This window comes from Taibaiella soli, assembly GCF_003236175.1.
Taxonomy (GTDB): Bacteria; Bacteroidota; Bacteroidia; order Chitinophagales; family Chitinophagaceae; genus QKTW01.
Genome location: NZ_QKTW01000020.1, coordinates 25977 through 49384 on the forward strand (window position 1 = coordinate 25977; position 23408 = coordinate 49384).

At 44.5% G+C, this 23408-nt stretch carries 13 protein-coding genes; 7 read left to right on the plus strand and 6 right to left on the minus strand.

From position 1 onward, the window contains the following. The first annotated feature begins 75 nt into the window (after positions 1-75). On the plus strand, positions 76-6147 hold the full coding sequence (locus DN068_RS15250) for an Ig-like domain-containing protein (RefSeq protein ID WP_110999800.1): 6072 nt from the start codon (positions 76-78) through the stop codon (positions 6145-6147). A gap of 159 nt (positions 6148-6306) precedes the next feature. Here DN068_RS15250 and DN068_RS15255 read toward each other — a convergent pair whose 3' ends face one another. The 3 genes from DN068_RS15255 to DN068_RS15265 all read right to left on the minus strand — a co-directional run bounded on the left by DN068_RS15255 (position 6307) and on the right by DN068_RS15265 (position 9159). Continuing rightward, entirely contained in the window at positions 6307-6984 is a 678-nt protein-coding gene (locus DN068_RS15255) for a carbonic anhydrase family protein (protein WP_110999801.1), read from the minus strand. Positions 6985-7067: 83 nt separating this feature from the next. Beyond that, the gene (locus DN068_RS15260) at positions 7068-8729 is read right to left on the minus strand and encodes a SulP family inorganic anion transporter (RefSeq protein ID WP_110999802.1); all 1662 of its coding nucleotides are present in this window, start codon (positions 8727-8729) and stop codon (positions 7068-7070) included. Between the two features lie 142 nt (positions 8730-8871). Beyond that, the gene (locus DN068_RS15265; protein WP_123985370.1) at positions 8872-9159 is read right to left on the minus strand and encodes a hypothetical protein; all 288 of its coding nucleotides are present in this window, start codon (positions 9157-9159) and stop codon (positions 8872-8874) included. A gap of 607 nt (positions 9160-9766) precedes the next feature. On the opposite strand from DN068_RS15265, the gene DN068_RS15270 reads away from it, so the two are divergent. The 6 genes from DN068_RS15270 (at position 9767) to DN068_RS15295 (ending at position 17722) form a co-directional block, all read left to right on the plus strand. After that, entirely contained in the window at positions 9767-10870 is a 1104-nt protein-coding gene (locus DN068_RS15270) for a tetratricopeptide repeat protein (RefSeq protein WP_110999804.1), read from the plus strand. Between the two features lie 91 nt (positions 10871-10961). Beyond that, positions 10962-12377: a peptidylprolyl isomerase gene (locus DN068_RS15275; RefSeq protein WP_110999805.1), complete on the plus strand. Its 1416-nt coding sequence runs from the start codon at positions 10962-10964 to the stop codon at positions 12375-12377. A 124-nt stretch (positions 12378-12501) separates the two neighbouring features. After that, positions 12502-13092 carry an RNA polymerase sigma-70 factor gene (locus tag DN068_RS15280; protein ID WP_110999806.1) on the plus strand — a complete coding sequence of 197 codons (591 nt, stop codon included), beginning with the start codon at positions 12502-12504 and terminating at the stop codon, positions 13090-13092. Between the two features lie 8 nt (positions 13093-13100). Then, positions 13101-14075, plus strand: a complete 975-nt coding sequence (locus DN068_RS15285) for a FecR family protein (RefSeq protein WP_110999807.1) — start codon at positions 13101-13103, stop codon at positions 14073-14075. A gap of 44 nt (positions 14076-14119) precedes the next feature. Further along, positions 14120-16666 carry a TonB-dependent receptor gene (locus tag DN068_RS15290; protein ID WP_207798970.1) on the plus strand — a complete coding sequence of 849 codons (2547 nt, stop codon included), beginning with the start codon at positions 14120-14122 and terminating at the stop codon, positions 16664-16666. A 3-nt stretch (positions 16667-16669) separates the two neighbouring features. Beyond that, positions 16670-17722 (plus strand): DUF4249 family protein, encoded by a 1053-nt coding sequence (locus tag DN068_RS15295; protein ID WP_110999809.1) that lies wholly within the window; start codon positions 16670-16672, stop codon positions 17720-17722. Between the two features lie 133 nt (positions 17723-17855). On the opposite strand, the gene DN068_RS15300 is transcribed toward DN068_RS15295, so the two are convergent. The 3 genes from DN068_RS15300 to DN068_RS15305 all read right to left on the minus strand — a co-directional run bounded on the left by DN068_RS15300 (position 17856) and on the right by DN068_RS15305 (position 23398). Continuing rightward, entirely contained in the window at positions 17856-21602 is a 3747-nt protein-coding gene (locus DN068_RS15300; protein WP_110999810.1) for a DEAD/DEAH box helicase, read from the minus strand. 317 nt (positions 21603-21919) lie between these two features. Beyond that, positions 21920-22054, minus strand: a complete 135-nt coding sequence (locus tag DN068_RS22435; protein ID WP_262508863.1) for a hypothetical protein — start codon at positions 22052-22054, stop codon at positions 21920-21922. A gap of 147 nt (positions 22055-22201) precedes the next feature. Continuing rightward, a complete protein-coding gene (locus DN068_RS15305) occupies positions 22202-23398 on the minus strand; it encodes an inorganic phosphate transporter (protein ID WP_110999811.1) in 1197 nt (398 codons plus the stop codon). Between the last annotated feature and the right edge of the window lie 10 nt (positions 23399-23408).

Genomic DNA, 23408 nt, shown 5'->3' on the forward strand with positions numbered 1-23408 from the left:
AATAAAAAAAGTCATACTGGGTCGAGTCACTCTTTGTAAGGTATAAATTTTCTCTTTAATTAAAAATAACAGCTTATGAACCGGAAATTTCGGATAGGCGCATTTCTCCTTGTCGGCCTCCTATCCTGGAGCGAGAGCAAAGCACAGCTGACGGGCACTATTACAGTGCCAAGTGCTACGTATCCTGATCTGACAACGGTGATCGGTGCATTGAACACCCAGGGTGTAGGAACTGGTGGCGTAGTGATTAATATTACTGCATCAAACCCACAGAGCGCGCCAACTGGCGGCTATCTGTTGGGTAGCGCCACACTCAACAGTTCTGCAACTGCAGCCAACCCAATTACGATCAACGGTAACAACAACACCGTGACTGCGAATGTGGGGACCAGCACAACCACAGATGGTATTTTTATCATTCAGGGTGTCGATTATCTGACTATTAACGGACTTAATCTCGCTGATCCTAATACTGCGTCACCAACCGCTGAAATGGAGTGGGGGTATGCTTTATTGAAATTAAATAATACAGCGCCTTTCGACGGTTGCCAGAATGTGACGATCAAGAATTGTACGATCACAATGAATAAAGCCAACACAGCATCTGTTGGTATTTATTCCGGTAATCATACGGCTGCAGCCACAACAGCGCTGACGATTACGGCTACTACAGACGCCATGAATAATGGTACGTTTACAGGCAATACGATTCAAAATACATTTGTCGGAATTAAACTGACGGGTTTTGCTGCGCCTTCTCCTTATAGTTTGTATGACCAGAATAACGTGATCGGTGCCGCTGGTGGTGGAAACACTGTTTTGAATTTAGCGCCAGGTTCATCTGCAAATGGTTCTTCAGCCGGCATTTGGCTGGTCAATCAGAATAATGCAAACGCATCTTACAATACGATTGATAATGCTGGTGGCGGCGGTTCAGGCGCAGCCTATACTTCTTACGGTATCTTTCATTCCACTGGTGTGACTTCATCGTTCACTGCCAATCAGAATTCGATTACTTCAACCATTTACACGTTGCCGGGCGGTGCTAACACGGTGTATGGAATTAATAGCGCTGCAACAGGTACCGTTTCTATTTCGAACAATACCTTTCAATTGAACACGCCTGCGGCGGTGAATGTGTTTGGCGCCTACTATTCTATTCTATCAAGTGGGGCAAATAATCTTACGGAGCAGAATAACAACTTCAGCAATAGCTTTGGGATTGTCTCTCCCTCAACCATGGGTTTTATCAGTAACTCCGGTAATCTGACGACGACGGCGCAAGGCAATACCGTCAGCAATCTCTCGTTTGCGTCAAATAGCAGCGCAACATTTTATTGTTACAATAGTTCTGGTACTGGTACAAATGGTTCTGAAACTATTTCAGGCAATACATTTTCCAATATCAGTGGCGCGCCAGGTTTGTCGATGTATGGTTTCTACTCCTTTTTGTCGAATGCCAACAAAACGGTGCTGAATAACACGGTTTCTAATATTAGCGGCGGTTCGCTTACCGGTTTTGATATTGAGAGTGGCAACGTCGTTTCGGTAACAGCAAATTCGGTTAATAATATGTCCGGCATCGGCAACTCTGGCGGTTCGGGAAATGTCTTTGGTATGAAACTCGCAGTGAGCGCTTCCTTGTCGACTGCGCAGATGAATGCCAGTCAGAATACGATAGCGGGGCTTAAAGACACTTGTACGGCTTCAAACGTTTATGGTGTACAGGTGGTTACCGGTATGGCGGTCAATTTATACAGCAATAAAATTTATAACCTCGAAAATACAGGTCGTTCTACCGGTGCTGGTACTAATGCTAATGTCTACGGCATTTACATTAATAATGGCACGCAAAATAATGTGTATAACAACTTCGTGAGCGATTTGAGAGATACAGGCACTGTGGGTTATTCTACCATTTTCGGAATTTATGAAAATGGCGGGGTATCCAATCTATATTACAACACGATTAATCTGGGATCGGCAGCTCCGCTAACCGGTGTTGGTGTTACGGGTATCAGTTATCTCGCAACGGCAGCAACCAACAACATTCAGAACAACATTATCAACATTAAAGCGACAGCCGGTGCCGGAAACAACGTTGCGGCAATCCGACGCGGTGTGGCGGGTACAGCAGGCATTGCGCCAACGGCAGCGAACTTTAACGTTGGCAACAATATTTATTATGTAACACCGGCCGCCAACAACTATATCTATGCAGAAGGGACTACCAATGCAACATTGGTAAATGCTTACGCCGTTTCCGGTGTTACTGCAAATACTGCGGCCAATATCTTTAACGACCCTGCGTTTAATACAGGTTGTAGCGTGTACAAACAATTTATGGCTGGTCGTGAAAACGGAAGTTTTACAGAAAATAATCTGAGTGCTGCCGGTACCGGGTTATTTGCGCCGTCAGGTTCTTCTTATGCGAAATCCGCAGCAACAGGAAGCACGACCATTCCGATTACTACAGATTACAACGGCAGCACGAGAGCTACACCAGCAGATATCGGCGCATTGCAGTTTACCGGCACGGCTATCAGCACGGTAACGCCTACGATCGTTTTTACTGCGCTGCCAACTACCGTATATTGTAATAATGGGCAAATTCTCACAGCTAACATTACAACTACTGCAGGTAGTATCAATACCACTGCTGGCACTGCGCCAAGATTGTATTATAAGAAGGCAACGGAGAATAACAGTTTCGGTAACTATCCAACTGATAATACTTCAGTATTCAATGGTTGGAAATATGTAGAAGCAACAGGTACTGCTCCGAATTTTACATTCAATATTGATTATACTAAGTTAAACTCACCAATTGCGATAGGTGATTCTATCAGCTATTTTGCGGTAGCGCAGGACAATGCGGCAACACCAAGAGTTGGCATTTATGCAGCTGCATTAGCTTCGTGCCCTGTAAGTGTAAATCTTACTTCAGCGGCAGCGCCAGTGTCGGCTACACCGGCTCCGTTTGGTTACAAACTGGCAGCTCTGCCATCCTTTGCAGCGCTGGCCACGCCTGATACCGTTTGTGTGAGTGGTTTCAGTACGATTAAAATGAATACGCTGCCATTGGGTATGCAGGTACAATGGCAGATGAATAATGGTTCCGGTTATACAAGCATTACCGGCGCTACAAACACGACCTACATTACACCTACACTTACTTCTACTGTAAAATATCAGGCAGTATTGAATTGCGGTAGCACAGTAGCAGCTACAACTTTGCCCGATACAGTATTCGTGAGCAATCCAACTGTAACAGGAACCACACCGGGTAACCATTGTGGTGCTGGCACAGTAGTATTACAAGCGACAGGTAATGCAGGTGCTAATTTTAACTGGTATGCCGCAAGTACTGCAGGCGCACCGCTTGGAACAGGCGCATCATTTACAACGGCTCCAATCTCTGCTACCACCACGTTTTATGTAGGGGCAGCATTAGGAACGAATACGTTGAGCACGGGTATCAGCAGTACTACTTCTTTGACAACTGCAAGCACCACTACCGGTCTGGTATTTGATGCAGCGGCTCCTTTCGTCTTAAAGTCAGTGTCTGTTTACGTTATCGGCACAGCTGCGGGTACTGTTAGTGTAAGCCTGATGGATGCAACTGGCACTAACATGCTGCAAATGCAGACATTTAATGTGAACGTTGGCACATCTGCCAGTCCGGTAAGAAATGATCTGCCACTGAATTTCTCTGTGCCGGTGGGTACTGGTATGAGACTGCTACTTACTGCTAAATCTACTACGGTAACTGGTGTTTTGAGAGACCTTTCCGGACTTAGTTTCCCGTATACGGTACCGAACGTTATGTCGATCACTGGCGGTGTCTCAACGGCTACCGGTACGCCTGTTACGACCAGCTATTATGATTTCTACGACTGGAAAGTAGGGGTGGTCTGCGAAAGCGCGCGTACGCCGGTGGTTGCAAACATCACAAGCTCGCTGCCATTTTCTGTAAGTACTGCGCAAACGGTATGTAACAACAATATTGCAACGATCTCTGTTACTTCTCCAACTGCAAACTTCAGCAACTATTCATGGGCACCGATTGCTAATCTTTACACAGATGCTGCAGCAACTATCCCTTACACGGGTAACAGCGCAACAACAGTTTATGCAAAAACGACTACGCCGGGCAATACCAACTACATTGCAACAGCGAGCGATCCAGTTTCACAATGTGGCGCGATTGATACAGGAAAGGTATTTGTACAACCCTCCGCAGCAACTGTTACGTCTCCGTTATTTAACTTCTGTGGCAGCGGTTCTTCGGTGATGACGCTGACGGCTGCAGGCAATGCCCCGGTAAGTAATATTCAATGGCAGAATTCACCTACCGGTACGACATTTACAGATATCGCAGGAGCTACAAGCAATACGTTTACAACACCAACGCTTACTGCAACTACTTACTATCGCACTCAGCTCAAGAACAGCGCAGGTACTGCATGTTTGCAGATTTTGGATACGGTTCATATTTACAATGCACAGATCGTAAGCAATACTCCGGCTACACGTTGTGGTACCGGTACTGTGACGTTGGCTGCAACGGGTTCGGCAGATGCAACGCTTAATTGGTATACTTCTGCAACTGGCTATACGCTGGCAGGTACAGGTGCATCTTTTACAACGCCAGTACTCAATAGCACCACTACTTATTATGTAACGGCGCACAATGAAGCGGGCAGCGAAAGTATTCCTTCGCCAACTGCAAATGATTCTACTTCCAATCTGACCTTAAGCGGCGGTGGTCTTTTCTTTACTGTAAATACTCCGGCAACGATCCGTACTGTAAAAATCTATCCTTATTCTATTAATACGGTCCCGGCAAGTATCCAGATTAAGATTACCGACTCTTCGAATAATGTGTTGTTCACCGGTCCGCTTTATACCTTCACTTGTGGTCCGAATGCAGGTCCGCAAACAGTGCCGGTAAATATCTCGCTCCTGCCAAGACATTACAAGATGGAAATGGTATCTTCTGGTATCAGCTACATGCGTATCACTACACCAAATATTGGTGCGCTGTCTTATCCTTATTCAGCCCCTTCAGGTGCAATTGATATTACGGCTAGCTATCTGGCTACCGCGAATACAACTTATTACATGTGGTTCTATAATTGGGATGTTACCACTGGTTGTAACAGTACCCGCGTGCCGGTTGTGGCAACGATTACAACGCCACCGGCATTTACAATTACACCTGCTGCTCCGGCAATTTGTACGGGAGATACGGCACATGTGAGCGTTAGCTCTGCAAACACGGGTTATACATACAACTGGACTCCGGGCAACCTCAGTGGTACCACACAGGCACTGAGCCCGGCAGGTACTACTAAATATTATGTAACAGGTTCTGATAACAGCGGTGGCACCAACAATGGTTGTGTACGTGTTGATTCGGTAACAGTGATGGTAAATCCAAGACCGAATAATGCTTTAAGCCTGATTGGCCCATCTACTTTCTGTCCTACGGATAGTACCCGCTTGCAGGCCGTAGGTACATTCAACTGTGGTTTTAAATGGTATAATAATGGAACACTCATACCGGGTGCAAACCAGCCGGCATACTATGCGCATACAGCCGGCAGCTATACAGTGGTGATTACCGATACAGTTTCTACTTGTAGCGCTACATCTGCACCTAAGGTTATCACAGTGTATTCAACGATAACGCCTGTGGTATCTGCTAGTGGAGCTACTTTCACCGCTACGGGTGGCACGTTTACAAGCTATCAGTGGAAATTGGACGGCACAGATATTCCTGGCGCTACGAATGTTACTTATACCGCAACACAACCGGGTCAATATACGGTCGTCGTTACGGATGCAAACGGTTGTAGCACGGCTTCTCTGCCTTACGCATATAATGTGGGTATTGTAAACGTGACTGTAGCCGCAGATATGATTAAAGTTTATCCAAATCCGGTAAGTACAAAAGTTTACATTGATGCACCGGTTGCGGTAAATGTATCATTGCAGAGCCTCGATGGTAAGCAGATTCTACAACAGAAAAACGCGAAAGAAATCGATATGAATGATCTGGCGGATGGCGTTTATATGATTAGAATTACTGACGGAAACGGACAATTAATAAAAGTAGACAAACTGGTAAAGACGAATAGATAGATGGAAACACAAGGGCCGCTTCTGCGGCCCTTTTTTTATGATCTGTCTGCAGTTTGATATTTGAGATTGATTCGCCGCGAGAGGGAAATTAATGAACAAAAAAATAAGCCGTGTAAAAACACGGCTTCACCCTAAAAAATAAAAAAACAAAACGAGGTATTATGCTGCTTCAGATCCGTCATTAAACGGTACAGCCATTTCAATTATTTCAGTTTCTAAAAAATTTACTTTTCCGGTAGATACATTGTACACCGCAGCCGCAATGCTCACTTTCTCCTGCTCTACGAGGTTGCGGATTACTTCACTTTTTTCCAGAATTTCCTTTACACCGTTTTTTACATTTAGTTCTGCCACGGCGTCTACAAACGGAGCATTTTTGCTGTTGCGGTTTTCTGTAAATGTTGTTTCCTGTGCTACAGCCGGAAGAATGCGCTCGATCAGCGAAGTGAGGTTGCCCATTTTTACATGATCGCAGGCTCCTTTAATGGCGCCACAATTAGTGTGACCCAATACCAGGATCAATTTAGAACCAGCCACTGCTGTTGCATATTCCAGGCTGCCGAGAATACCTTCGGAAATAATATTGCCCGCAATGCGCACGCTGAAAATATCGCCCAGTCCCTGATCAAAAATCAGTTCGGCAGAGGTGCGGGAATCCATACAGCTCAGGATAGCTGCGAAAGGCCATTGACCATCCTTGGTTTCATTTACCTGTTGCAATAGGTCGCGGTTTTTCCGGAGGTTATTCATAAACCGGAAGTTGCCTTCTTTCAGCTCCTGTAAAGCCAGCTCCGGCGTTATATCATATGGTATCGTTTGACGTTGTTCGTTTTTCATACTGGTTTTTATTTTAGATAGTTTTCAAAAAAGTGATAGGAATTTATAGTTAGGTCAGCTAATATGGTTAAGTGATTATTTTCTTATTCAATGCCCAATTGTTTGAGCAACTTTTTGTGGTCGCCTGCCGAGCGTTTCGGTACTTCGTTGATGTCAAGCAGGCTGGAGATGACATCTTTGTCTGAAGCTGTTTTAGGAACGTTATACACGTTTTTAAATCCTTCCAGCGATATGTTTATGTTTTTCGCAGTAGCCTTTGAATCTGCAAAATCGCGGATGATATCCAGCACATCAAAATCGATGTATTCGGTTTGACTAGCGTCGATGATCACACTACTGTTTTCCGGCAGTTTATCGAGTGTTCGTTTGATACTCGCTTTATTTAGAAACGAAACTTCCTGCGCCAGCACAATTTTGATCAGATCTTTGTTAGTGTAACTGCTGCGGCTGTAGTAGTAAGGAATGCGCATGTTGTTGCGCAGAATAAAAAATACACTTACTACAAGTCCCAGCGCTACGCCTTTCAGCAGATCCGTAAGCACTACGGCAACGACGGTAATGATAAACGGCGCAAACTGATTGAACCCGCCTTCTTTCCACATATGTTTGAACACTGCGGGATTGCAGAGTCGGTAACCCGTGATAATCAGAATGGCCGCGAGTGACGCCAGTGGAATATGATTGAGCAGTTTTGGAATAAACGCCACACAAACCAGCAGCAACGTGCCATGCACCATTGTCGACAATTTGGTTCGCGCACCTGCATTGATATTGGCGGATGAACGAACGATTACTGAAGTAACCGGCAGCGCACCGATCAGACCGCAGATCAGATTGCCGATTCCCTGGGCTCGCAGTTCTGCGTTACCAGAAGTATATCGCTTCAGAGGATCTAGTTTGTCGGTAGCTTCAATACACAGCAGTGTTTCAATAGATGCTACAATGGCGATGATCAAACCCGTTTGCCATACATGGGGATTGGCAAAGCCTCGAAAATCCGGTAAGGTATATTGTTGCAGATATTCGCCAAACGAGCTGGGAGTGGGTAGATGTACCATGTGTTTTGCACTGATGGCCCAATTACTGCCGGTCATTCTGAAGAGCTCATTTACGAGCACACCTGCCAGCACCGCAGCCAGTCCGCCCGGTAACCATTGTATTTTTTTTAGCGCCGGCCGTTGCCAGATAATCAATACCGCCAAAGAAACCAATGCTACCACAATTGCACCCGGATGTAGAAAATTGACAGAGTTGAGAATCGCGGAAAAAGTATTTTCTCCGGAAGCCTCAATAAAAAAGAAATCGCCCATATTGTCCTTATCATAACCCACCGCATGGGGCAATTCTTTTAGTATGATGATAACGCCGATCGCAGCCAGCATCCCTTCAATCACGTTAGAAGGAAAATAGTTGGAAATGCTTCCGGCTTTTAAAACGCCAAGAATAAACTGGATAAGCCCTGCCACCATAACGGCGCACAGGAAAACTTCAAAACTGCCGAGTGCTGTAATAGCCGTAGCTACTATAGCCGTAAGCCCGGCAGCAGGTCCGCTGACGCTCAGGTTGGATTTACTGAGAAATCCTATGACAATTCCCCCAACAATACCCGCGTTAATACCGGCAATCAGTGGGGCTCCGCATGCCAGGGCAATGCCTAAACATAACGGAACCGCAATGAGGAAGACCACGAGTCCCGCCGTCGCGTCGTTTTTTGTATTGGAGAACAAATTAGTTTTTGTGTTCATGTTTTTGGAAATGGTATGCCGGCAAATGCACGGAACAAACATGCATGCACGTGGCACAAGATGATTTTGTGAGAATAAAAAGGAAGATGCTGCAGTCTTTCTCAGACAGCAGGATACAATGAGCGGGGAGGCTCAGAAAAAACTAGCAGTTGGGAGGCGGCGTGAGGATGTCCGGTATATGGTAATCCGGAAGTGAGGCGGTGCGGTGGATTACCAGCAGCACTTTAGCTGTAAATTCTTTCGCTCTTGCGGTGGAGGTCATGTCCATGAAACTCACATGAAACGGGTCGCCTTCTTTTTTGATTTTAAGGTCGGGACCGTCGTCTGCATGGCCTTCATGTATTTCTTCAGTAGTGGTTGATTTGAACAATAACTTGCCGATCTCCTTTACAGGCAGTACCTGAAAGGAGAAGATCAATAGAAAAAACATGGCAAGATGTTGACGCATCAAGGCAAATATGCATCATTCCGGTGAATTATAAAAAACTGATCTGTTTAAAAGAATGTTAAGACCCTGTTTTCGTAATGTGAGGAATGTGCCGAAATGTGATTAATATGGTGAATGCACGAAATAGAGGGAATGTGATAAATGTGCGCAATTGGGTATAATGTGCCCAAGAGGGGAATGTAAGTACGTGGGTTAAACAGATTCCTCAGATTAAACACATTTTTAATCAGGATCTGGGCAAACACATTAAACCACATTTATCACATTCACCGCATTTTTATTTAGAATCTGGACCAAACACATTCCTCACATTAAACAGATTAAACGCATTTTTAATCAGGATCAGGGCAAACATATTAAACCACATTTATCACATACATCACCTTTTTAATCAGAATGTGGGTCAAACACATTCCTCACATTAAACAGATTAAACACATTTTTAATCAGGATCAGGGTAAACACATTAATCCACATTTCAGCACATTCCTCACATTTTTAATCAGAACGTAGGTCAAACACATTCCTCACATTAAACAGATTAAACACATTTCATTGGTACAAATTATCAATACCTTTGCTGCAATTTATGACCAACCAATTCACGAAGACCGTGCGCAGATATGTATTGGCTGCCGGCATTACGCTGGCTTCCGTACAGGCTTTTGCGCAAACCGCATGGCCCTCGCCGGAGGTAGAGCAGATGTATCAGCAGGCGCGTAATTATCTCACGTCAGGCAATATCCGTCAGGCAGTTGTGACCTATCAGCAGGCCATACAGCTGGCGCCAGATATAATGGTGCTTCGTCGTGATCTGGCACAGGCATATCAGCTTTCCGGCAATTACGTGGATGCGTACAAACAATTGGACCCGGTTATCAAATCAGGCGCAGCTGATGAACAATGTTTTCAGCTCGCTGGTGCAAGCTTGGCGGCACAGGGAGAAGCAAAGAAGGCAAAATCTGTTTTATCTAAAGGAATAGAACGTTTCCCGCATTCCGGTTTACTTTATCATGAGCTCGGTAAGCAATATGATGATGTAAATGATGAGGAGAACGCCTTAAAAGCCTGGGTGGAAGGCATTGAGGCAGAACCTGCGTACCATGTTAATTATTATGAGGCAAGTCGGACCTATTTTATTTCAAATAAGATTGTCTGGGCTATTATATATGGAGAGATTTTTGTGAACATGGAACAGCAGACGCCAAGGTCTAACGAAACCCGGAAAATGCTGCTGGCGGCCTATAAAAAACTGTATTATACACCTGTTACAGGTGAATTGCCCGGTTTCGGACAGAATAAGAAGGAGAATATCAGCAACTTTGAAACTGCGGTGAAAACCACTTATATGAAGCTGGCGCCGGTAGTGAGTGATGGCATTACGACCGAAAACCTCATTATGCTGCGTACCCGTTTTTTGATGGAATGGCAGACAAACTATGCTGCCCAATATCCGTTCACCTTATTTAAGTTTCAGGATGAATTGCTGAGAAATGGCAATTTTGATGTATATAATCAGTGGATGTTTGGCCGTGCCGATAACCAGCAACAATATGATGCCTGGAATAAGTTCCACGAAGGAGAAGTGAAAGCATTTACCGCCTGGGCAGGTCAGCACCGTCTGGCGCCGGTTGCCGCGGACTTTTACAATGATAAAAAGGTAAAAGATATCTTCCCGAAAAATAAAAATTAATAATAAACGTTAAAAAACAGGGCCTGCCTATGTAAAGCCCTTAAATACACTACTTTTGTTCGCTAACTATTTTCGTTATTATCCAATTCGCATGATGAGGCGTTACTCTTTCCTGTTCAGTACCTGTTTATTTGCGCTTGTTCTGTCTATCAGTTTGTTTGCCGGCCACAAAGCCGCCGCACAGCCACAGGGCGCTGCTGATAAAATACTTGCCGTAGTAGGACGTAACCGCATCATCCTTCAGTCTGAACTGGAAGCGCAGGCAACAAGCATGCGTATGCAAAATCCTGATCAGTGGAATGATACTATGAAATGTTCCATTCTGCAGCAGATGATCATGTCTAAAGTACTGGTAGAACAGGCAGAACGTGACAGCTTGCTGGTGAGTGACGATGATGTAGACGGTCAGCTCGATAACCGTATCCGTTACTTCATCAGTAGTGTATACGGAACAAAAGAAAGAATGGAAGAAGCAACCGGTAAAACCATTTACCAGTTGAAGGACGAATATCGTGACGTGGTGCGGGAAGAAATGATGCGTGAAAAAGTGCAGCAGAAAATCCTGGAACACGTAACCATTACACCGACAGAGGTAAAAGCATTCTACAATAAAATTCCAAAAGATAGTTTGCCGTTTTTCCCTGCATCAGTAGAGATCGGACAGATCGTAATTGATCCGCCGGTAAGTCCGGAAATGGACCAATATGCTTACAAAAAACTGGAAGATATCCGTAAACAGATCGTAGACGAGGGCAAAAGTTTCGAAACAATGGCCAGCATTTACAGTCAGGATCCGGGAAGCCGTGATAATGGCGGTCGCTACGATGGGGTAAGCCGCACCTCGGGTGGCTGGGCTCCGGAATTCGTGGTGGCAGCGTTCAAACTGCAGAATGGTGAAGTATCGCCAATCATTAAAACACAATTTGGTTACCATATTATACAGATGATCCAGCGCAAAGGCGATCAGGCCGATCTGCGTCATATCCTTATTATTCCTGACCGTACTTCAGCCGATTTCAAAAAATCGATGGAAAAACTGGACAGTGTACGTGCAGAACTGGTAACTGGAAAACTGACTTTCGCCCAGGCAGTAGGTAAATATTCTACGGATGAGGCATCCAAACTTACCGGCGGTATGATTTCAGATCCGCGTACGAACAGTACACAGCTGGAAATTGATCAGCTCGATCCTGCAATGGCGTTGATGGTAGACAGTGTGAAAATGGGTACTTATTCGCAGCCACAGGTTTTCACAAAACAATCAGGTGATAAATCTTGCCGCATCATTTATATGAAGGGCAGAAACGAACCACACAAAGCCAATCTTACAGACGATTATAATAAAATTCAGCAAGTAGCTCTTTCTCAGAAGCAAAATGAAAAAGTAGAAAAATGGCTGGAAGATAAATTGCCTTCTTACTATATGAAGATTGATCCGGAATATGAATCCTGTAGTGCTTTTGCCAATTGGAGAAAATATCTGAATCACAGTGGTGAGAGCAAATAAAGAGATAGCGACGGGGCATTAAAAAGCCCCGTTTTTTGTTTTATGTAATTTTTCAATCCGATATCCGGTGTTTTGCTTTTCCGGTTAAAGAAAATCCCGTTTTTTTGTTTCGTCAATTAGCCCAATGACAAAAGTGTCGGAAGAATCTGTATTTAAATCCCTGTTTGATCAAGAATACGTCAAATTATGCCGCTATGCGTATACCTATATGCAGGATTCGCAGCTGGCGGAAGACGTTGTGCAAGACACTTTTATTAAGATCTGGGAGCAAAAGCGCGAACTGATCACTGCCCCTAATATTCGTTTTTATCTCATTACGGCCGTAAAGAATAACTGCATTTCAGCTATCAGAAAGCAGAAAACGCAAATGATGGTGTTTACGGAAACGGCACCTGAGCCAGATCCGGAACCGGCATTTCATGTAGAAATTGTGGAAACAGAAGATCCGCAGGTAAAAAAGATAGCGGGAGCGCTTAATATGTTGCCGCCAAAATGTAAAGAGGTTTTTCTTCTGGTAAAACTGCATGGGCTGAGTTATAAAGACGCAGCCGCAACGTTGGGACTTTCGGTTAAAACGATCGAAAATCAGATGGGCAAGGCGATTAAGATTCTGAGAGAATCAGTTGCATTCTCCTTATTGACTGGACTTATGATATTGTTTGCAAAAAAATATTTACTTTTTGTAGGGGTTTCTATGATTTCCTGCGTATTATAGAGTAGAGCATGAATGAGCAAATTCAAATAATTATTGCAAAGCAACTGAGCAACGAGGCCTCAGCTGCTGAATTGCAATTATTGCAAAACTGGCTCGCTGAAAATCCGGACCACTCAAAAGAGCTGGATTCAGTAAAAACAGCGTGGCAGGCAGCCGGCCAGGTGATTGAAAAATTGCCGGTTTGTGATGCTTCCGCCGCCTGGGCTAAAATATCGTCAAGAATCTGCCCCGATAAATTACAGGACAAAAAGCCTACCCGCGTTATTTCTTTGACAAAATGGGCAGTTGGTGCTGCCGCCGTTTTGCTCATTGGCTTTTTTGTATTTCGCCTGGCTTCACCAGCTGATGTGAAAGTACTGGCTTCCACCCAAAACCAAATGATTGTATTGCCTGATGGTACGCATGTAACCCTGAAAAAAGGCAGTACACTTACTTACCCTAAAGAATTTGCCGCTTCAGAACGTCATGTCGCGCTTAGCGGCGAGGCTTTCTTCGAAGTAACTCACAACGAGCACCAGCCGTTTACCATCGGTGCTAAAAAAGCTGATGTACGTGTGCTTGGCACCAAGTTTAATGTTTGCTGTAATGATCAGCGCACAGAGGTAACCGTTGCCAGCGGTCGTGTGCAGGTAACCAATCATGACAACTCGGAAGAAAAAGTAGTACTCACAAAAGGCGAGCATGCAATTGTTGCTGCCGGACCAATTGCGAAAGATGCGGTGGCCGATGATAATTATCTTTACTGGAAAACCGGCAATCTGGAATTTCGCCAGACGCCATTTGACGAGGTCGTAGCATCCATTGCAAAAGTGACCGATACGCAGATCCGGCTTGACGCCAGCCTGTCTGCCACCCAAAAATCCCAGGCGATCAATATCTCTTTCCACGAGCAATCTGTTGAAGAAATGCTGACGGAAATATGTCTCATCACCCAATGTAAATGGGCAAAGCAAAATAATATGTATATTATCACCGCAAAGTGATAATGAACAGGCTTTTGAGATGTTTTTTCCTGTTGTGCTGCTGCATGATAGTCTCCGGGTTTTTATGGGCCCAGGACGGACGCTTATTGCAAACGCCTTTCACACCGCCATTTTCTAAAGGATCTATCCAGTCTTATTTCGAGTCTATTACCCAAAAGACGGGCATCTCTATTTCTTATAGCACTGCTGTTTTAAACGGACAGCAAAAAGTAAAAATGCACGGCGATGAGCATTCTGTTTCAGACGTGCTGAAAACGATTATCGGTAAGCAGCCGCTGAAAATTGTGGAGCGCGCAGATAAAATTCTGATTGTTCCGATAGATGCACCCGATGAGGGGAGCACAGGTAGCGTTTCGCAGTTTTTTCCTACAGACGGTTATATAAAAGATAAGAACACCAAAGAGGCGCTCATCGGTGCCAGCATTTATTTTCCCGCATTAAGTGCCGGAACAGTGACTAATAGTTTTGGTTTTTACAGTATCACTTTACCAAGAGGCATTTACAAGGCGTACGTCTCTTATGTTGGTTACCGCACGGATACTGTTGTTTTTAACGTAAATGATCATCGTCGCGTGGATATGTTGCTGCAGCAAGACGGTAGTAGATTAAGAGAGGTAAAAGTCTCCGCACATCGCTCCAACGAAAACAATGGTGATTACATACAGCTCTCGATGCGTGATATTGCGCGTTATCAATCGTTGCTGGGCGAAACAGACGTGATGCGTGCCTTGCAGATGTACCCGGGTGTGCAGTCGGGCATAGACGGTACAACAGGTATACAAGTGCGCGGCGGCGACCCGGGGCAAAATCTGAATTTGCTCGATGGTGTACCGCTTTACTATGTCGATCATCTTTTCGGCGTCACGTCGGTGTACAATTCGGATGCAATAAAGTCAGTGGATTTTTACAAGGGCGCTTTTCCGGCGCGTTATGGTGGCCGTATTTCTTCTATCGTAGATGTGCACACCAAAGATGGCGATATGCAAACAACCGGCGGGCAGTTTACGATGGGGTTGGTGAAGGCGAGTCTCATGCTGGAAGGGCCGATTTTAAAGGATCGCTGTTCTTACATGGTCTCTGCGCGGCGCACCTGGATTGATGGTTTGTTTGCACCGTTTTACAGTCAGGTAGGCGTTAATTTTTACGATATTAATGCTAAGGTCAATTATATCCTTAATGATGACAACCATATCTACCTGAGTTTTTATAATGGCCGCGATCAGATCCGTTATTCTGAAGATGACGCGTTCTTTCGCACCCGCTGGGGAAATACTATTGCTTCCGCCAAATGGAATTCGATCCTCAATCCGAAATTCTTTTTGAATACAATCTTTACCTATAGCCAGTTTTCTTATGAATTGAAGGATCAGAACCAGGTAATCGATAGTGGTATTATTTCCAATCTGAGTAACTATGTTGGTGTGTCTTCGATCAAGGATATTTCGCTGCAACTGCAAGGGCAATGGTTCCCGAATTACAGACATAAAGTAGAGTTTGGCGGTAACTATGCGCGTACTTATTTCGTGCCGACAGAAATTCAAAGTACCGATTCTAAAGTGATCGTTCCGCCGACGAAAGGCAGTGGTACTATGCTTTCTAACGAACTTACCGTATATGCCGAAGATGAAATCAAAATTTCTAAAAAGTTCTCAACGCGCTTAGGTTTGCATTGGGCTAACTGGTATAGCGGTCAGTACGATTATTCCAGCCTGCAGCCCAGAGTTTATTTTTCTTATGATGTCAATAGTGAAAGTTCGCTCTACGCTTCGTTTTCGCATATGGCGCAATTTCTACACCTGATTAATAACAATACATACGGTCTGCCCACTGATTTCTGGGTGCCAAGTACGAAGATCATAAAGCCGGAAGAAGCATATCAGGGCACGCTTGGCTACAATACAACTATTGCCGGCGTTCACGCGAATGTTGAAGTGTATTATAAAGACATGCTCAACGTGATTACCTATACAGCTGGTAAAACATTGTTTGATAATTCAGATAACTGGCAGCAGAAAGTAGAGCAGGGGAAAGGTTGGGCATATGGAGCAGAGCTTTCGCTTGAAAAGCGCATAGGGCCGGTGTCTGCTTCGCTTGCGTATACGCTTGCATGGAACTGGCGGCAATTTGATGATCTGAATAATGGAGATCCGTTTCCATATCGTTATGATCGCAGGCATAATATAAAAATTGCGGGAACCTACCGTATCAAAAAAGGCATGCGCTTTACAGCCAACTGGATGTTCATGAGCGGCGAAGCATTTACCTTACCTGATCAGGTGTACCCCGATTTTGACAACAACCTTTTAATTACGCAAGGTAATGCGAGCAGCACATCGTATACATATCATTACTCGAAGTGGAATGCTTACCGTTTGCCTGCAGTTCACCGGTTAGATATCGGTATGGATTTCGTGAAAAAGAAAAAGAATAATCTGGAAAGAACCTGGTCTGTGGGCATTTTCAACGTGTATGCACGCAAGAATGTAATGTTTGTTACACTGACCAATGATCTGGAAAAAGGGAACCTGCAACTACAAGGACTCAGCTATCTGCAATTTATTCCTTACGTCACTTATAAACTGAAATTCTAAGCGATGAAATGGACTAAAGTAATCAGTAAAACCATCGCGTACTTTAGCATTGCGGTGCTGTTGAATGCCTGTACCAAAGATCTGAAATTGCCCGATATCAGCGCAAAAAACGAAGTGGTGCTGCTTGGAGAATTGGTTGCCGGTGATTCCATCAATTTCCGTGGTGGCCAAAGTGTACCGCTTTCTTCGGGCTCTTCGCTTAAGTTTGAATTGCCCGCCGGGCTTGCTGCAACGATGACTTCTTCGTCGGGAATGTTGTGGACACTGAACGGACGTGTGGACGGATTTTCGAACATGGTGCATACGCTGATTTTTTCTGCACCTGATTTAATTCAAAGCGGACAGACTTATACGATCACGGCGCAAAATAGTCAGCTAGGTACAGCGAGTTGTAGCGTCACTATTCCGCAGCCGTTCAATACTTATGTCGCAGACACTGCCACTGTTTTGTATTCGGGTTCTAATCTCTGGCGGGCAAAAGTGAATATTATTGACGATGGTTCGGCTATGAATTTTTATACTATCGAAGCGCTGAAACAAAAAGTGTATATCGATGGAACCTTTACCTACAACGGACAAACTATAAAAGCTTCAGACAATAAAGATCTGTATGATAGTCTGAAAGCGGCTGGCACATTGCCGCCGGTAATTTGGGATACTAGTTATAGTCCTACTTATGAGCGAGTGGATATTTATACCGATGATCCTGCCACAGAAAATATTAAGTTGAGTAATGCCTTGAGTACAAATCGTCGGATTCTCTTATCTGACGTGCGTTTCAACGGCCTGGCGTATACCACATCTGTTTATTTGGATACTACTATTTTCCGGGCGGATGAAGACAGCGCAAAGGGGCGGATTGTGTTATTGGTAAAATCAGTCAGCGAATCTTATTTTAATTTCCTGAAAGGTTATGAAATGTATGAACCTTCTACCGGATTTACATCGTTGGCGCAGCCCGTAAAAATAGATGGAAATGTTACGAACGGCATGGGCATGGTTGGTGGGGTGTACTTACATAAGTTTGTGTATACATTTGATCAATGGGATTGGTAAGTGGTGAATGGTCAAACGTGAAGTTTCAACCATTCTGTAGAGACGTAGCATGCTACGTCTTCAGATAATAGAAAATGAAAAGGTCAACGACGTTGACCTTTATTTCATAAATAACATGAGCAATTCACCATTGTTAGCTTAAAAGGAATGCAATATCCTCTCTGGTCAAGCGTTTCAGGAAGGCGCTGTCATCAGCTACGAGATCATTAGCGAGTGAGCGCTTGCGGTCTTGTAATTGCAGCATCTTCTCTTCAATTGTGTCCTTACAAATAAGACGGTATGCAAAAATATTTTTCGTTTGTCCGATACGGTGCGTCCGGTCAATTGCTTGTTGTTCTACAGCAGGGTTCCACCATGGATCTACGATGTACACATAATCAGCTGCAGTTAAGTTGAGACCGATACCACCAGCTTTCAGTGAAATCAGAAACACACGGCATTCGTGATTGTTCTGGAAATTCTGAATCGCTTTTTCTCTGTCTGTCGATGAAGTACTACCATCAAAATATGCGTATGGAATGCCTTTCGCTTCCAGCTGTTCACGAATAAGACCAAGCATGCCCAGGAACTGAGAGAACACCAGCGCTTTGTGGTCGCCAACGTTTTCTTCAATTTCACGCATCAGTTCTTCAATCTTCACAGAGTGATTGCCGAATTTTTCCTGCTCATTTAAGATCGCCGGAGAGTCACATATCTGGCGAAGTTTGGTCAATCCCTGCAAGATGTGCAGTTGTGATCTTTCCAAACCGCGCTCGTCGATCATGCCGAGGATCTGGCTTGCATAAGCATTGCGGTATGCATCGTATATTTTGCGCTGATCGTTGCCCATTTCGCAGAACAGCAATGTTTCTGTTTTTTCCGGTAAATCTTTTGCCACCTGCTCTTTAGTGCGGCGCAATAGGAATGGATAAATCAGCTTGCGCAATTGTTGTTTTACCTCTGTTTCCTGGAATTTATCGATTGGCGTAGCAAATTCATTCATGAAGAATTCACGACTGCCCAACATACCCGGATTCAGGAAGTTCATCTGAGCAAAAAGGTCAAACGTATTATTCTGTACCGGTGTACCACTGAGTGCCAGACGGTTTTTGCTGTTGAGTAGCAATGCCGCTTTCGCTACTTGTGATTGCGGATTTTTGATTGCCTGCGATTCATCGAGCACTACGTAATCAAAGTTGATTTCCTTGATCACTTTAATATCACTGCGCATGGTGCCGTAGGTCGTGATCATGATATCATAATCATCGATTTTCAGTCCAAGTGCGTTGCGTTTTGGTCCGTGATGGATAAAATGTGTGAGGTTCGGTGTGAATTTTTTGATCTCGTTTTCCCAGTTATACATTAGCGTAGTAGGGCACACGACCAAAAATTTCGCATCCGGATTATTTTCTTTATGATGTTGTAAGAAAGAAAGTGTCTGTACTGTTTTACCAAGACCCATGTCATCGGCCAATAAACCTCCCCAGCCTGCTTCTTTCAGGAACACCAGCCATTGGAAACCAGCCACCTGATATGGTCGCAGCGTTGCTTCGAGATGTGAAGAAGGAGTGATATTGCCGTAGTCATTTGAGATGATGCCGTTGAGGCGTTCTTTCTTTTCCTCCAGTTCATTCGCAAGTTCTTCTTCACTCACTTCGGCGAGCAATTCATCGAGCACACTGAAATGCACTTTACGCAGGCGTAATTTACCACCTTTGTTTTCGCCCATTTTCAGCAGCAGCGAATATTTTTTCAGCCATTCTTCAGGAAGCAAACCTAAAGTGCCGTCGCCCAGCTTTACATAATTTACTTTCTGCGCCAGTGCTTTTTTTACATCAGCAATCGTTACGGATTGGTCACCGAACACGATTTCTACAGAAGCATCAAACCAGTCGATACCGCTGCTGACCTGCACACGGGTATCTGGTTTGTATTGGCTGATCCGGAGATTTTTCAATCCCTCAAATCCATACATCTCCACATTCCATTCTTTCAGCGTATCTACAAACCGGAAGAACCAGTTATTGGCCAAAACCTGCGTAGCCGGCAGATAGAAGAAATGGTCTTTATAATTCTGTTGCATGTCTGAATGCAGACCACGCAGTATATTGATGTATTGAAGTTCTGTTTCTTCGTCGCGCTTTACGATTTTTACCACGCCATTATGCGGCATGATCACATCGCCGAAAAAGCCCCATTTTATTTCCGCGTTATTATAACGGAATATCGGGTACATCAACAGCATTTGTTCACGCTCCTGCAGCAGCAACCCAAAAGTTGGCTTTACTTCGTCCACGTGTTCAACGAGATCATCGGCAAAGTCTACTTCAGTTTCTTTGCTCCAGTTCATGACTTCTTTTTCGAGATAAGAAGGCCATGCGTCTGCGGGAACAATCAGATTGCCATCGGGTGCAAATTCCTGCGCCAGTTTTACAACGGCCATATTGGCTACGGCATAAAGCTGGTCATGATGCAGGATGAGACCAGGATTGAGCATACGCACTTCTTTCCAGCCGGCATAAACACCTTCTACTTCCCATTGGAAAGAAATGTGCACCATATCATTTTTGCGTTTTACCTGCAGACGCACATGCGCTGGTTGCGGAGCAAAGCGGATTGGTTCTAATGATGTACTGTTGAGTGCTTTTCCCGGTTTTTTCAAAAAGCAAAGCGGATACGCGGAAAAGCGCTGCAGCAGTTTTTGATATTTAGGTAAGAGGAATTCCCACACCTGCTCACGCACATCCTCTGCGGGCTGTTCTTTCAGCACCGTTTGATAGTCGTCGAGGAAATCACCGAAAGGAAGATTTTTCCTCAGGTATTTCATTATTTCTTCTGGCCCGAATTTGCGAACGATCGGTAATAACTCACGTTCTGCTTCCGGAAAACGGTTGGGATTGATGTACTGTTGTAATTCCAGCTTCTCAATCGGGCCGTTGAATTTATGTTCGGTTTCGTCAGCATTACCCGCAATAAGCAGGATCTGTACAAACGGATACCAGGATACCGACGGATCGATTACAATACCCAGCCGTTTTATTTCCGGCTGTACAATCGTTTCTACCGGCTGTACTCTTTCTTCACGCTCGCGCACATGTGTTGGTGCGCTGTTTACTTTCTGAATTGTCGGATCTAATACACGAAGAAACGGTTTGCCACTTTCATAGGTAAACGTAAACTTATTGGTCAGATCATCATTGAGCGTATACCCGTATTGCTGAAGCAATTTATTCTTCTGCTCATCCCAGTTGCGCAATGTCTGAAAGTATTGCGGGCCGAAGGTTTGCAGCAGTTGAATAAACAGCGTCGCCTTGTGTACGCACAATGGGTGTTGCGTCTCGCTACAGCCGCAGGAAGTATCAAAATACTTCTCGTCGTTCTGTTTGATGATGACTTTATATGTAAGCTCAGCTTCCGGAACTTCCGCTTCAATGCGATCGTTGCGATTGCTGGTAATAATTGCTTTTTTGTTAGATGCCCAGATAGTTGCCTGCTCCATGATCGTCGGAGAGGCAAACACACGCAGCGTATGTTCGTTTACGTTGCGCAAACGGACTACCGTATGTTTTTGATCATAGGTAACATCAGTGTTTTCAAACAGACCACTTTGTATGATATCATTCAGTTGAAAAAGGGCAGCAACTTCATGACGGCAGATATCGCCCATATTATATGGACATTGACAACGTACCGAAAGCTGGTCGGGATGCAGATATTTGGAAATAGTGACAGTGTAGTAGTTCTGATACAGATCGTTTCGTACGCGAAAACGCACCTGTTCGAGCAGATGGTCAACGTCTAAAAGGCTTACGCCGGAAGTACCAAAAATCTTTTTACCACGGCGAATAACCTCCTCTGTACCATAATTATAAACGTGCTTCAGCAGCGGCGGTAAAGACATGTAATATGAATCAGTTCAAAATAAGGCAATCTCCAAAGTTAGCGAAAAACGTGCTTATTCTTTGTCACAACTGATTAAAAGTATGTTAAACGGAAAATGAATATATAAGTGCTTCTTCTTACTTTTTTGCTTGCCCAAAAAAGTAAGCAAAAAAAGGCAGTCGGAGCCCGATCACGCCGGGCCTCCGACAGTTGCTCGATTAAACTGAATTACTACTGTGCTGCCAGGCATCGGAATGCTACTACGTTTTCGTTTGTTGAAATATTCTGTACTGAAGCTGACCTCGCACAAAGCAACCGGCCTAAGGAAACACAGCGTTAAAAAATGAAATGCAGGCGCGTAAAGCAATTATGATGGTTGTAAGAATTGGAAATGGTCGGCAATAGATTTGATTGGTATTGCAATAACGCCAGATAGTAAGCTTCAATAATTGTAGCTGCATGCCTTTTCATTTTAGCCGGAGTTTCCTTAAGCCTTGAATTTTTTGGTTACTTTTTTTTCAAGAAAAAAGTGACAGATGCACTAACTCCCGCCAGTTAAAACAAAAACGGTTGCCTCAAACGAGGCAACCGTTTTACGTTTATTTAAAATCTATTTTACTACATAAACAAAGAGCAAATCAGATAAACAACGGCAGCGATACATGCGCTCACCGGAATGGTAAGAATCCATGCCCAAAGGAGATTGATCGTAACGCCCCAACGTACTGCGGATAGACGTTTTGTAGCGCCTACACCAATAATGGAACCGGTGATAGTATGTGTGGTACTTACCGGAATCTTGAGGTTTTCTGTAATGAATAACGTCAGCGCACCTGCAGTTTCAGCAGCTACACCTTCAAACGGAGACACCTTCGTGATACGTGTACCCATTGTTTTGATGATCTTCCAGCCACCGCTCATAGTACCGAGGGAGATTGCCGTATAACATGCAAGCGGTACCCAGATCGGCATTTGATTAAAGTCGTTGATTGTACCGTTGGCGATCAGCGCAGCGGTGATGATACCCATCACTTTTTGCGCATCGTTACCGCCGTGACCAATACTGAATGCTGCAGAAGAGACCAGCTGCAGGCGTTTAAACCATTTCTGAGAGCTGGCATAATTCAGCGAACTCAGGAAGAGTGTAAAGCCACTCATGATCGTCATAATAAACGCGAGCAAGATCCATTTAAAATTTTTGCCGTCGAAAATCACGCGCAGTGCATAAGAGTCAAAATGTGATTTCAGTTTTGCCGGGTCATATTCCAGCGTCTTGTTCAAGAATACCAGCACGCCAATGATCACCGCAAACGAGATGATTTTGGGTAGCAGTCCTTTCTTGAACGAGTTAATAAACCAGACCGAAATGATAAATGCGGCAATCATGCCCACCAGCGGCGCCAGGATGATAAAACTTACTGTTTTAATAACTGGTTCCGGGTTTACCGAATGGAAGCCAGCGTGTGCAATAGCAGCACCGGCAAAGCCACCGATAAGGGTATGCGAAGAAGACGAAGGAATACCAAACCACCAGGTCAGCAAGTTCCAGCTGATGGCAGCAAGCAAACCTGAGATGATAACGGGCAGGGTGATGAATTCTTCTTTTACAGTTTTGGAGATCGTATTGGCAACCCCATGATCTTTGAAAATGAAGAACGCTGCAAAGTTGAACAATGCTGCCCAAACAACAGCCTGCAGCGGCGTCAGTACTTTTGTGGAAACGACGGTGGCGATGGAGTTGGCTGCATCGTGGAAACCGTTGATGTAGTCAAATATCAGCGCCAGAGCGATGATTACAATAAGGAGTGCCGGCATAAAATTGAAT